This is a genomic window from Streptomyces sp. NPDC055025 (assembly GCF_053608565.1).
The window spans coordinates 140,607-153,508 of the sequence record NZ_JBSGVS010000004.1 but is presented as its reverse complement, the minus strand read 5'-3'; the positions used below and the strand labels follow the sequence as shown (position 1 = coordinate 153,508).

Annotated in this window: 11 protein-coding genes; 8 read left to right on the top strand and 3 right to left on the bottom strand. The window is 71.6% G+C overall.

All coding sequences use genetic code 11. The annotated features are described in order from the left end of the window. The first annotated feature begins 61 nt into the window (after window positions 1–61). The 3 genes from ACWGDX_RS04275 (at window position 62) to ACWGDX_RS04265 (ending at window position 2,237) form a co-directional block, all read left to right on the top strand. Complete coding sequence (locus tag ACWGDX_RS04275) at window positions 62–493, top strand: Asp23/Gls24 family envelope stress response protein (protein WP_453622081.1); 432 nt, start codon at window positions 62–64, stop codon at window positions 491–493. Window positions 494–560: 67 nt separating this feature from the next. After that, complete coding sequence (locus ACWGDX_RS04270; protein WP_453622079.1) at window positions 561–1,232, top strand: histone protein; 672 nt, start codon at window positions 561–563, stop codon at window positions 1,230–1,232. 6 nt (window positions 1,233–1,238) lie between these two features. Beyond that, entirely contained in the window at window positions 1,239–2,237 is a 999-nt protein-coding gene (locus ACWGDX_RS04265; protein ID WP_453622077.1) for an SRPBCC family protein, read from the top strand. Here the strand turns inward: ACWGDX_RS04265 and ACWGDX_RS04260 are convergent. Beyond that, entirely contained in the window at window positions 2,227–3,780 is a 1,554-nt protein-coding gene (locus tag ACWGDX_RS04260) for a GMC family oxidoreductase (RefSeq protein WP_453622075.1), read from the bottom strand. The two genes, ACWGDX_RS04265 and ACWGDX_RS04260, sit on opposite strands and share 11 nt — an antisense overlap. A 235-nt stretch (window positions 3,781–4,015) precedes the next feature. Between ACWGDX_RS04260 and ACWGDX_RS04255 the strand changes: the two genes are divergently transcribed. From ACWGDX_RS04255 to ACWGDX_RS04235, 5 genes are all read left to right on the top strand, one after another. Beyond that, window positions 4,016–5,359, top strand: coding sequence for a hypothetical protein (locus tag ACWGDX_RS04255; protein ID WP_453622073.1), 1,344 nt, complete (start codon window positions 4,016–4,018; stop codon window positions 5,357–5,359). Continuing rightward, window positions 5,356–6,816: a coproporphyrinogen-III oxidase family protein gene (locus ACWGDX_RS04250; RefSeq protein WP_453622071.1), complete on the top strand. Its 1,461-nt coding sequence runs from the start codon at window positions 5,356–5,358 to the stop codon at window positions 6,814–6,816. Before ACWGDX_RS04255 ends, ACWGDX_RS04250 begins: the two co-directional genes overlap by 4 nt. Continuing rightward, a complete protein-coding gene (locus tag ACWGDX_RS04245; protein WP_453622069.1) occupies window positions 6,813–8,207 on the top strand; it encodes a phenylacetate--CoA ligase family protein in 1,395 nt (464 codons plus the stop codon). The genes ACWGDX_RS04250 and ACWGDX_RS04245 overlap by 4 nt, the downstream gene beginning before the upstream one ends. After that, window positions 8,204–9,079, top strand: coding sequence for a hypothetical protein (locus ACWGDX_RS04240; protein WP_453622067.1), 876 nt, complete (start codon window positions 8,204–8,206; stop codon window positions 9,077–9,079). The genes ACWGDX_RS04245 and ACWGDX_RS04240 overlap by 4 nt, the downstream gene beginning before the upstream one ends. Before the next feature lie 170 nt (window positions 9,080–9,249). Beyond that, window positions 9,250–10,056, top strand: coding sequence for a DNA alkylation repair protein (locus tag ACWGDX_RS04235; protein WP_453622065.1), 807 nt, complete (start codon window positions 9,250–9,252; stop codon window positions 10,054–10,056). Here ACWGDX_RS04235 and ACWGDX_RS04230 read toward each other — a convergent pair. Next, complete coding sequence (locus ACWGDX_RS04230; RefSeq protein ID WP_453622063.1) at window positions 10,028–11,317, bottom strand: aminotransferase class V-fold PLP-dependent enzyme; 1,290 nt, start codon at window positions 11,315–11,317, stop codon at window positions 10,028–10,030. The genes ACWGDX_RS04235 and ACWGDX_RS04230 overlap by 29 nt on opposite strands. A gap of 58 nt (window positions 11,318–11,375) precedes the next feature. Further along, the gene (locus ACWGDX_RS04225) at window positions 11,376–12,647 is read right to left on the bottom strand and encodes a DegT/DnrJ/EryC1/StrS family aminotransferase (protein WP_453622061.1); all 1,272 of its coding nucleotides are present in this window, start codon (window positions 12,645–12,647) and stop codon (window positions 11,376–11,378) included. Between the last annotated feature and the right edge of the window lie 255 nt (window positions 12,648–12,902).

Here is a 12,902-nt window from a genome sequence, read left to right as displayed (position 1 = left end):
TTCGCTTACCTCATCAAGGTACTGGTGTGCGGATCCTCATTGCGGGAAGGGGCGTCCCCTGATGGCAACCAACGAAGCCACTATGGCGGGTAGCAGGGAAAGCACGGTCAAGGGAAAGACCACGGTCGCCGACTCGGTCGTCGCGTCCATCGCGGGCATCGCGGCCCGTGAGTCATCCGGTGTCTATGCCATGGGCGGAGGGGTGTCCCGCACCCTGGGAGCCGTACGCGGCAAGATGCCCGGCACGGACGACTCCGCCGCGCGCGGCGTGCAGGTGGAGGTCGGGGAGAAGCAGACGGCGATCGATCTGGGCATCGTCGTCGAATACGGCACACCGATCACCGAGACCGCCGGCAGCATCCGGTCGAATGTCTCCGAAGCCGTGGAGAGCATGACCGGACTGGATGTGGTCGAGGTGAACATCGGCGTTCTCGACGTACATGTGCCCGGAGCCGACGACGAGTCCGAGGGCGAATCGTCACGCGTGCAGTGAGGCGGGCGCCGCCCGGCGAGGCGGGTACCGGCCTTTTCCGAACAATGTGATCAAAGGTGGCACAGTCATGGATCGGAGAACCAAAGTGGCCGTGGCTTTCGCGGTACTGGGCGGCTATGTGCTCGGCCGTACGAAGAAAGGCCGACTCGCCCTGACCGTCGCGACCTGTGTGGCGGGCAAGGGCCTCGGCCTCGATCCGAAGCAACTGGTCACCGAGGGAGTACGGCGCCTGGGCGAGATTCCGCAGGTCGCGGAGTTGCAGGAGCAGGTGCGCGAGGAAGGGGTCGACGCGGCGCGCGGCGCGCTCTCGGCCGTGGTCGGCCGGGGCGTCGGCTCGCTGAGCGACTCGATCAGCAGCCGCGCCGTCAATCTCGGCGGGAAGCAGAAGGAGCCGGACGAGGACGAGCCGGAGGAAGAGGAAGAAGGAGCGGAGGAACCGGAGGGGGAGTACGAGGGCGAGTTCGAGGACGAGGGCGAGGGTGAGGAGTCCGAGGAGGAGGAGACGGAAGACGAGCCACCCCCGCCGTCGGGCCGCCGCCGTACCGGGGAGTCCGACGCGCCCCGGCGCGGGCGTCGGACGGCCAGGGCGCCGGGCAAGTCCGCTGCCTCCGCCGCTCGGGCGGCGAAGAAGCCGGCGGCGGGCAGGGGTGTTCCGGGCGGGAGCGCGGTCAGGAAGACGGCCGCGCCGAGGAGGAAAGCGACCGATCCGTCCCCCACGCGTGACAGCCGTCGGAGGTAGACAGCCATGGTGAAGACAGCGGAGAAGGTCCGCGACGCCGGGAGTTCGGTCGCCGGCCGGGCGCGTGGCGCGATCACACATTACGTCGCCGCGCAATTGGAGCACGCCGTGGGGAAGGCGGCGGAGAAGCTCAGCGAGAAGGTATCAGGAGCCACGGACAAGCTCACACAAGTCGCCGAGAACGGGGGACAGTTGCCTGCCATCGGCTCCCGTGTTCTGCATGGTGAATCGCCGCTGAAGGCATTCCTGAGCGAGAAGGCGAAGAGTGTGAAGGACAACGTCGTCGGACGGGTGAAGGGTATCTTCGGCGGGGGTGGCGGCGGCGGGAAGGCCGGTGACACGAAGGTCACGAACATCGTTGAATTCGTCGATGTGGGAGTACCGGTCCGCACCGCCTACGACCACTGGACGCAGTACGAGAAGTTCAGCGATTTCACCAAGGGCGTCAGAAGTGTCTCGAAGAGCGATGATGTGGCGAGCGATTGGCGGGTCAAGGTCGGTCCTTCGACACGGAGCTTCAAGGCCACCATTCAGGAGCAGATACCCGACGACCGTATCGTGTGGAACTCGGAAGGTGCCAAGGGGTCGACCCACGGTGCCGTCAGTTTTCATGAACTGGCTCCCAATCTGACCCGGATCGCCCTCGTCGTCGAGTACTACCCCTCAGGGTTCTTCGAGAAGACGGGCAATATCTGGCGTGCTCAGGGCCGTCGACTCCGCCTCGACGTCAAGCACTTCCAGCGGCACGTGACCCTCACCGACGAAGAGCCCGAGGGCTGGCGCGGTGAGATCAGGGACGGCGAAGTCCTCCGCACGCATGAAGAGGCGATGGAGGAGGAGGAAGCCGCGGAGGACGACACGGAACTCGACGAAGCCGGTGAAGCGGACGACGAGGAAGAAGGCGCGGAGGCCGGGTCCGAGTACGTCGGCGAGGAAGAAGACGCAGAGGACGAAGAAGACGACGAAGAGGAAGAGCAGGCCGCGGACGAACCCGTCAGGAAATGACCTCGGTCTGTCCCTTGATGAGAGCCGCCGCGCGTTCGGCGATCGCGTAGACGCCCGCGTTCGTGTTGGAATTCACGATGGAGGGCATGACGGAAGCGTCCGCGACGCGGAGCCCGGTGACACCTCGCACCCGGAGCTCGGGATCCACGACGGCGGTGGTCCCGTCCGGTCCGATCCGGCAGGTACCCACATAGTGGTAGTAGACCAGCAGGCTCCTGCCGAGATAGTCACGGACGGCGTCCTCGTCGTCGGTCGTCCCCGGGCCCGGCAGCACCTCCTCGTCCCGCCACGCGGCCAGCGCGTCCGCCTCGCCGATCCGACGGGCTACGCGCAGACCGGTCCTCATCGTCTCGATGTCGCGACTGTCCCCGAGGTAGTCCGGGTCCACCAGAGGCGCCGTTCCGGCCTCCGCGCTCGCGAGACGTACCGATCCGCGGCTCCGGGGATTCACCGCCGAGAAGGCGATCGTGTAGCCGTTGTCGGGCCCTGGCAGTGACGGGGCACGGTAGGGCAGGCTCGCGAAGAGGATCTGCAGATCAGGTACGGCCAGGCCGGTACCGGTGCCGGTACCGGTCCGTACCATTCCCATGGCTTCCCCCGGGGGATTGCTCATGTTCCGCGGGACCGCCCGCCTGGCGGTGTAGGTGACGGTCGACATGGGGTGGTCGTGCAGATCGGCCCCCACACCCGGCAGGTCGAGCACCACATCCACCCCCACCGCGCGCAGATGGTCCGCCGGTCCGATCCCCGACAGCAGCAGGAGCTGTGCGGAACCGATCGTGCCCGCCGTCACCACGACCTCCTCGGCGCACTCCACGGAGCGGGTCCCACCGTCCTTCGCGTACTCGACCCCACGGCAGCGGCCGTCGGCCACCACCAGGCGCAGGACGAGCGCGTCGGTCACCACATCGAGGTTCGCCCGGCTCATCACCGGCCTGAGATAGGCGTCGGCCGCGCTCTGGCGCGCGCCGTCCGCGATGTTGTTGTCGCACCAGCCGAAACCCGTCTCCACGCCTCCACTGATGTCGTCCGCGCGCGCGTGCCCGGTCTCCACCGCCGCGTCGACACACGCGGCCACCAGGGGATGGGGCTCGACCGGAGGCCCTACCGTCAGCGGCCCGTCCTGGCCGCGCAGCGCGGGATCGCGTCCCTCCGCCGTTTCGCTCCGCCGCATGTACGGCAGGAGATCGTCGAATCCCCACCCCGTGGCGCCCCGCTCCGGCCATACGTCATAGCTGGAGCGATGCCCGCGGATGAAGTTCAGCCCGTTGATGCTGGAGGAACCACCGAGCCCCCGCCCCCGGGGCGTCGGGATCGCCGTCCCCGTCGACGTCTGTACGACCGTCATGCCGCCCCAGTCGGCCGTACTCCCCATCAGCGCCGGCCAGGCACCCGGCACCGCCATCAGCTCCAGAGGATCCCGGGCACCCGCCTCCAGCAGGAGCACCCGGACGTTCTCGTTCTCCGTCAGCCGGGCGGCGAGCACACATCCGGCCGTCCCCGCGCCGACGACGACATAGTCATAACCCATGGTCGAACCCATCGGTCCACTCCTTCCCTCATACCCTCCATCAGGCCATTTCGGATACGGATCCGCATGCCGGGGATATGGCCGGACGCGGAGAAGTGGTGATCGCCGCCGATGTCCCGAAACACCGGCCACGGCCGTCGCGAATTCAAAACCCTCCGCCCCATGCCTGGTGCCCGGCCGGGAAGCCCGTTACGCTGAGCGGCCGGACGGCGGCCCAGGGGGGAAGTCATCATGGCCGGACTGATTCATGGCTGGCGGTAACGCCCATATCGGCAATGTGGCCGAGTACAACCGTCAATTCTTTCCGGCGCAATTCCGCAGCGATCATTTGCGGTCGTGGGACATGGAAGGTCATCACTACGCCGGGCTCGCGTTGTTCTATTCGGCCGATCCCGGCCCGGTCTTTCTGCCGTTGCGTTTCGACCGTTCCTGGCTCGACATGCAGCGCAGATATCTGCACTGGCCCCGGATATCGGTCCACTGGACCGCCGGTGAGCCCGCGGTGTCCGATGTGCTCGCCGCCGATCCGGCGATGGTGGCGGCCCTGCACACCGCGCTGGACGCGCCCGGCGGCGGCCGTCTGCTGGCGTGGGGCGAGACGGCCGGGACGGAGCGGCTGCGCGCCGCCGTGTCCGGTCCCGAGGATCCGGACGGCGGACCGGTCCGGCGGCACGGACAGGCGTCCTTCGAGTCCAAGCGCGAGGCACACCGCCGTTTCTCCGAGTGCGCGCGGGGCCGGCCGGAGATCCTGATCCCCCGTCAGGAGGTCTACGACGACGCGGAGACCGCGGCGGCGGCGCTCGCCGCACGGGCCGGGGCGGGCACGGGTCCGGTGATGCTCAAGTCGGACTTCGGCGTCGGCGGCTTCGGGACCCGGCTGGTCCGGTCCGACGAGATCCCCACCCAGGACGGCATGTGGGCCCTGCTGCGCGCGCTGACCGACGACGACGCGATCTTCGGCGTCGTGCCCCTGCTCGTCGAGGAGTATGTCGAACCGCACCCGCTCCACTGCCAGCTCACCTACGACGGCGAGATCACCGGTGACGGCGTCGCCGACCGGGGGACCGCGCTGATGCATGTGACGGGCACCCACTACCGCGGGGCCACCACCGGGCCCGGCGCGCTGCCCGAGCCGCTGCGCCGGGCGGTGACGGACTTCGGCCGCGCGGTCGGCGCGATGCTGGCGGCCGAGGGCTACCGGGGCTGGTTCGACGTCGACTTCGTACGGGCGCGGGACGGGCGGCTCGCGCCGACCGAGATCAACGCCCGCCGCACCGGCCCCTGCGTCGCCATGGCCATCGCCGCGAACCTCGGAGCGTCGGCCGGCCGGCCGGTGGTCGTCCGGACCGAGGACACCCTGCCCCTGCCGAGGGCGATCCCGGAGGAACGTCTGCACGCGCGGTTCGAGACCGTGGCGCGTGTCCTCGCCGGCCGGGGCATCGCCTTCGTCCCGACCCTCGTGACGGCGTCCGCGGAGAAGGTCCCGTACGCGGGGTTCGCCCTGGCCGGCGCGTCGGTGCCCGAGGTGGACACGGCGATGCGGCAGGTCGTGCATCTGATGAGCGGATTCGCCGAGGAGGACGAAGCATGAGCACAGACCAGGACCTGAGCGACGCGGATCCGACCGACGTGGATCCGACCGGCCTGGATCCGGTCGGCCTGGATCCGACTGGCCTGGGCCCGACCGGCCTGGATCCGGTCGGACCTGCCCTGACCGGCCCGCTCGCGAGGGAATGCGAGTACATCACCTACTTTCCCGTGAACATCCGCCCCTTCACCCCGGCGGATCTGACGGCCCGGCCGACCGACGGCTCGGCAGGCTTCGGGATCTATCTGCATGTCCCGTTGTGCGATCAGATCTGCCCGTTCTGCAACTACAACAAGTTCCTCAGCGGCACACACCCGGACCGGCTGGGCGGCCTGCTGGAACAGGAGATCGCGCTGTACGGGAACGTGGTCGCACCGCACGTGGACCGGGCGGACTTCGTCTACTTCGGGGGCGGCACCCCGTCGGTGCTGTCCGCCGCCCGTGTCGGCTCGCTGCTCGCCCGGCTCGGGGAGAGATTCGATCTCGAAGCCGCCGAAGTCTGTCTGGAATGCCATCCCGCACACGCCACGGCCGAGTATCTGACCGCGCTGCGCGAGGCGGGGGTGAACCGGATCAGCTTCGGCGTACAGAGCTTCGACGCCCGTATGCTCACGGCCATCGGCTCCCATCACACCGCGGACGACTCGGCGGCCTGTGTGCCCGCCGCCCGACGGGCCGGTTTCGACAACGTCGCCATCGATCTGATGTTCCTGCTCCCCGGCCAGGACATGGAGTCCTGGTCGGCGGATCTGGACCGGGCCGCGCGTACCGGCGCCGACCACATCAGCACCTACCGGATGCTGCTGGACCCGATGGGGCCGCTCGGCCGGGGCATCCGGCTCGGGCGCACCGTCCCCCAGGCCGGAGAGGAGACCGAGGTCCGGATGGCGCAGACGGCGCTGGACACCCTCGCCGGCGCCGGATACCGGCACTACGGCTCGTGCAGCAGCGCGGGCTTCGACCTCTGTCTGCCGGGCCGTGAGTCGGTGTACGAGCTGAGGCACCGGGCGGCGCCCCAGTGCGAGTACGCGGCGATCGGTCCGGGCGCGGTCGGATTCCTCAACGGCTCGGTGTACTGGAACATCCACACCCTCGGCGAGTACGCCCGTACGGTCGCCGGCGGCGCCCCGCCCGTACTCGCCGGACGTACCCTGACCGACTCCGACCGCCGCTCGCGCTACGCCGTGCTCGGCGTCAAACACCTCGAACTGCCCCTGGCACCCTTCCGCGAGCGGTTCGGCCGTACGCTGCGCGAGGCGTTCCCGGACACACTGGATCTGCTGGCGGCGGGCGGTCTCACCGAGGAGAGCGGGGAGGCATTGCGGATCACACCGCGGGGTGTGCACTACATGGACACGATCTCCAAGGCGTTCTTCAACGCGGACAACCACCGCTTCCCCCAGCCCTACAAGCCGGAGTTGCAGATGATGTCCGTCGACCTCCACGGCAGCCCGGCATGAGCACCGGGGACGGCGCGCCGCTCGCCAGCAGACCGGAGCACACACTGCGCGCCGCCGCACACCGCGCGGCACAGGTGTCCCCGCACTACCGCGATCTGCCGGCCGGAGGCAGCGGCAGCGGCAGCGGCAACGACAGCGATGGCAACGGCGATGGCGGCGCGGACGCCCGCGCGAAGTGGGCGGACACCCCGTTCACCAGCGCGGCCGACCTGCTGCGCGGCGGTCCGCGGATGGCCGCGCGGACGGGCGTCACCGCGTACGCGAGCAGTGGCACCGGCGGATCCGCCAAGCCGGCCTTCTTCACGGCTCGCGACCGCGCGGCGACGGTCCGCAGGACCGCGGCCGGTCTGGTCGCCTGCGGTGTCGACCCGGGCGACACACTGGTCGTCGCACACGGCTTCGGCATCTGGCTGATCGGACCCGACTTCACCTCGGCCGGCGAGGAACTGGGGCTACGGGTGGTGCCGGTCGGCAAGGGGCCGGGTATCGCGCACACGCTCGCGCTCCTGCGTGAGCTGGGCGCGGATGTCATCGCGACCTCTCCCGGTTACGCCCAGCGGCTCGCCGCCCTCGTCGGCCCCGGGGACGCGGCCGCGGCGCTGGGCACCCGGATGCTGCTGCTGTCGGGCGAGACGGTCTCCGGCCGGCTGCGCGCCTCGATGCGGCGGTCCTGGGGGCTCGACGCGGTCCACAGCTTCTACGGATCGGCCGAGCTCGGCCATCTCGGCTGCGATCCGGCCGCCGACGGCTCGATCGCCCTCACCTCGGACCTGGCGTACGAGGTGCTGACCGCGCACGGGCCCGCCGGGTTGCGGGAGGGCGCCACCGGTGAACTGGTCGTCACCACGCTGTTCCAGGAAGGCATGCCACTGGTGCGCTACCGCACGGGCGATCTGGTACGGCTGACCCGGGTCGGACAGGAGGGCCCGGTGATTCCGCTGGAGGTACGGGTCCTGGGCCGGATCGCGGAGTCCGCCGTACTGGAGTCCGGCGAGAAGCTGTGGGCGTGGCAGGTGGAAGAGGCGGTGGTCGGCGCCGAGGGGATCACCGACTTCCGGGCGTATGTCGACGAAGTCCCCATGGAGAGGCAGTGGTTCACCACCGGCGACCGGCTGTCGGTACGGGTCGCCACCCAGCACGACCGGCCGCTCGCCCCCGAGGCGGTGCGGCGGCTGATCGCGGGGCTGCGCGAGATGTCCCTGGACATGTCGGCGGCGGTCGGCTCCGTCGAGATCGAGCTGGAGTGGTGCGCGTACGACGACCTCGTGGCCGACGACGGTCCGGGCAAGCCGCGCCGGCTCGTCGACCGCCGCGACGCATTTCCGGCCCCCGCAGAGGCCCCCGCAGAGGCCCCAGCAGAGGCTCCGGCCGAGGCGGGCGGCGCGCGGTGAGCGAGGCCCGTGAACTGCGGGTCGGCCTGATGACCGGGGAGAAGGCGGTGCCGCTGCTGGCCGCCGAGCACACCGGAGCCTTCGCCCGCCGCGGGGTCGCGGTGCGTCTCACCCTGGTCACCGGCGCGGCGGAGCGCGACGCGGCCTTCCTGGCCGGGGAGTTCGACGTCGCCCTGATGAACCTCGTCAGTGTGCTGCGTATCCATCTGACCGCCACCGCCATGCGGATCATGACCAATCTGCTGGACCGGCCGGGGGAGGGCGGGATGTTCCGGCTGCTCGCGGCCCCGGCCGAGCCACGGGCGCGGCCGGTTCTCGCCGTCTCGCGCGGAACGATCGCCGACTTCAGCGCCTTCTTCCTGCTGGGCCTGCTCGACCGCGGCTGGGAGGAGGTCACCGTCGTGGACATCCAGGACATCACCGCCCGTGGCCGGGCCCTCGTGGGAGGCGCCGTGGACTGGGCCGTCCTGCCGGAGCCCGCGGGCTCGTGGTGTGTGAGCCGCGGCTGTACGGTGCTGGCCACCGACCGTACGCTCACCCCGCCCGGACCGACCCTGTGCACCGCCGCCGGGGAGCGGGCGCCGGGAGCCGGGACGGCCGCGGCCTTTCTCGCCGCGTGCCGTGACGGAGCCGCCGCTGTGGCGGCCTCTCCCGGTCTCGCCCATGAGGTGCTGACCGCCGCCGGCATAGCGACGGACGACCGGTGGTCGCCGCCGCCGTACCGCATCGGCGGACTGCCCAGCGTGGCGGACGTCGCGGCGGTCCTGGAGTGGATGGACTCCACCGGCCCCGGCCCCGGCCCGGCCGGGCGGGCTCGGCCGACGGCGGACGGCCGCTCCGCGCACGACATCCACCACGCCCTGGTCGGCTGACCTCCTGCCCGACGACGGGCTGCGCGGCGGAGCGCGACCCGGTGCGAGGCGGCCCGGCTCGGCCCGGCTCGGCCCACACCGCCCAGGTTCTCCGGCCCGGCCTGCCCCGGCCTGGTCCGGACCGGTGTGTGCCATGCTGGTGCGCCCATCGGCCGGGGGAGGACGACCGTATGAACACACCCGCCACACCCGCCGCACCCGTCCCGTCGCCACGAGATCTCGCCGGGCGGCCGGTCGCCGACTTGCGGGTGACCGCCAAGGCGCTGCGTACGGCGCCCGCCGCCGAACACACCGCGATCCTCGGCCGGCTGGCCGCGTCCGCCGTCCCGGAGGCGCGCTGTGTCGCCGGATACGCCGCCGCCTGGTTCGTACTCCGTCACCAGGACGACGACGCCCGGTCGCTGGTCGATCCGCTGGTGGGCGACGGCGACTGGACGGTGCGTGAGGCCGCCACCTTCGGGGTGCGGGAGGCGCTCGTCGCGGACGCCGGACGCGTTCTGCCGCTGGTGCGCCGCTGGGCGGCCGAGGACCGCGGCGATCGCGAGCACCGCGCGTTCCTCGTCGTGGCCCGCCAGCCGAAGCGGCAGAAGCCGTCCGCGGTCGAGGAACTGATCCGGCTGCTGCGTGTGCCGCTCGCCGACGACGGGCCCTATGTACGCAAGAACGTGCCCTTCTGTCTGCGCTATCTCGCCCGCACCCACCCGCACGTCCTCGCACCCGCGCTCCGCGAATGGTCCGCGGCGGACGACCGCTGGCTGTCGCGCGCCTGTGTCACGGCGCTCACCGGCGAACTGCTCGCCGCCGAGCCGCACACCGCCGCCGAGGTCGCCCGCCGGCTGCGGCGCTCCGGCGACGACTGGACGGTCCGGCGGCTGCCCGCGCTCCAGGAGCCGCCGGTACCCACCGCGACGGTTGGCGTCCCCCTCGGCTCCCCGAGTGGTGTCCCCCTCAACTCCCCGTCCCCAGGCGCGGAATGATGTGCCGGAGCAGGTCCCGGCGTTCCATCACCTCCACGAACCGGCGGACATCCTCCTCGTCGCTGTAGGCGTGGAAGGACACCCGCAGCCAGTCCAGCCAGGAACCGGTCAGCACGTCCTCCTCGGCCAGCGACCGCCGTACGGCGACGATGTCGTCGACCGGGACGCACAGCATCGCGCCCGCGCTCCGCAGCGGCGGGGGCGTGCGCCGTCCGGACGCCCGCGCCAGCGCCTCGGCGGCGTCGGCCACCAGGGCCCGGACATGGCGCTCCACCGCGGCCCCGTCCCAGGACAGCACCTGTTCCAGACCGGCTCGGGCGGCCGACGCGCACAGCAGCGACGGCAGCCCCGAGTCGAAGCGGGCCGCGTCCGGCCGGCGCCGTACCGCCGACCGGGCGGTGGTGAACCGCTCCGCCGCGCCGAGCCAGCCGACCGCCAGCGGCCGGGCCCGCTCCAGCAGCAGGTCGCCGCAGTACGTCAGGGTGAAACCGCCCGCCGAGCCCAGCAGATACTTCATACAGCCCGAGGTCCACGCGTCGACCCCGCTCGCCGTGACGTCCACACCGATCACACCTGCCTGGTGGTAGCCGTCGACCACGCACAGGCTCCCCACCGCGTGGCACATGTCCGCCACTTCCGCCAGCGGGAGTTCGTACCGGCCGTTGTGATGGACCCCGCTGACGACGACGGCCGCCACCCGCTCGGTCAGCGCCTCGGAGAGGGCGGCGAGCGCGGCGTCCGTACCGCCCCGGCCCCCGTCCGGCGCGGACAGCAGCCGTACCCGGGCACCCAGCCGGCGGGTGCTCAGCGCGATATCGCCCAGGGTGGGGAAGTCGTCCTCGAACAGCACGAGTTCGGGCCGTTCCCGGTAGTCCAGTGCCGTCGTCAGCGCGGCGACGGCCGACGAGACAGAGCTGCCGACGAACACCTGCTCGGGTGCGCAGCCGACGAGCCGGGCGAAGGCGCCGCGCGCCGCCTCCATCTCCTCCAGCCACAGGTCCCAGCGCGCGCCTCCCTCGTCCCACTCGTCCAGGAAGCGGGCGACGGCGGTCCGGACCGGCCCGCCCAGCGCGCCCTTGCTCGCCGAGTCGAGATAGGTACGCCGGTGCACCAACGGGAAGTCCGCGCGGTCCACGAGCGCGGCACGGCCCGTGAGCGGCGACCCCGTGGACCCGGCCGTGGCGATCGGAACGGCGGGAACGAGGGGAGCGACGGGGACGATGGGAGCGACCGGTCTCGCGCCCCCGTCCGCGGCGGTCACGGCCGCGCCCCGGCGACGCGGCGGACGGGCCCACCGCGCGGGACGGGCGCGTCAGGGGTCAGTCCTGGTCCTCCTCCGCGAGGGCGGCCGTCAGCCGGGCGGCGATCCATCTCGCGTCCGCCGCCGACACGCCTGGGTGCACCGGCAGCGCCAGCAGCCGGTGCCAGACCGCCTCGGCGTGTACGGGCCGCTCCGGCACCCTGCACACCGACGCCAGGAAGGTGTGCCGCGACAGCGGCGCGTAGTAGGAACCGGTCACGATCCCGGCGCGGCGCAGCCGCTCCGCCACCCGGTCGCGCGGACCGTGGCCGTCCGGACCGTGGCTGTCCGGGCCCGCCGTCAACTGGATCTGGTAGAGATACCAACTGTGCTCCTCCGTGGAAGTCCGGTGGGGCAGTTCGACGCCGGGCAGCCCGGCGAGGGCGTCGTCGTAGATCCGTACGACCTCCCGGCGGGCCCGTTGCAGCTCCGGCAGCCGGGCCAACTGCGCGCGGCCCACGGCGGCGTGCACATCGCTGAGGTTGTACTTCCAGCCCGCGGCGACCGCTTCGTAGGAGGCCGCCGTGGCCGGGAGCGCGGGGTCCCAGGAGAAGCGCAGCCCGTGCCGCGCCAGCAGCCGCGCGTGGTCGACGATCTCCGCGGGTCCGGTCAGGGCGCCGCCCTCGACGGAGGTGAGGTTCTTCGTGGCGTAGAAACTGAAACAGGACACATCCGCCTCACCGGCGATGTGCCGGCCGCCGGTCCGGGTGTCGACGGCGTGCGCGGCGTCCGCCACCAGCCGCAGGGAATGGCGGTCGGCGATGTCCCGCAGGGCCGTCATGTCGCAGGCGGCGCCGCCCATATGGACGGGGACGACGGCCCGGGTGCGGGGGGTCACCGCCGCCGCCACGGCGGCGGGGCTGATGTTCAGGGTCCGCGGGTCGACGTCGACGAGCACCGGGACCGCGCCGACGGCCAGTACGGCGTTGACGGTGGCCGGGAAGGTCAGCACGGAGGTGATCACCTCATCACCCGCGCCGACGCCCAGACACAGCAGGGCCAGATGCAGAGCGGCGGTGCACGAGTTCACCGCGAGGACCGGCCCGGTACCGAAGTGTCCGGCCAGTTCCTCCTCGAAGAGCGCGGTCTCCGGGCCGGTGGTGAGGCCGCCCGAGCCGAGTACGCGCGCGACGGCCGCGAGTTCGGCCTCCCCGACACCGTGCCCGGTCACGGGGACAAGGCGGCCGGGAACCGACGGGGCCGGTCCGTCGCCGTCGCTGTCGTCGACGCCGTCGCCGTGATGTGACCGACGCGCCCGGTCGTCCTCGTCGCTCTGTGAAGCGTGCGGCACCGTGCGTCTCCCCACCCCGAGACCCTCTTCCCGCGTGGGGGACCGGTGGGTACCCCCCAGTACCGGTGAGTACCCCCAGTACCCCAACACCCCGGCAGCCTACGCCGATCGGTCGTCAGCGAGGGGAGTTTCGCTGTTGTTTGATCCGATTGTCTGATGGGTATGCCCCACCTCTCCTCATCTCTCCCGAGTTCACCTGGCTTTCCCCACTTCACCGCTTCGGTCCTCCCCGCTCGGTTCTCCCCGCCCGGTCCT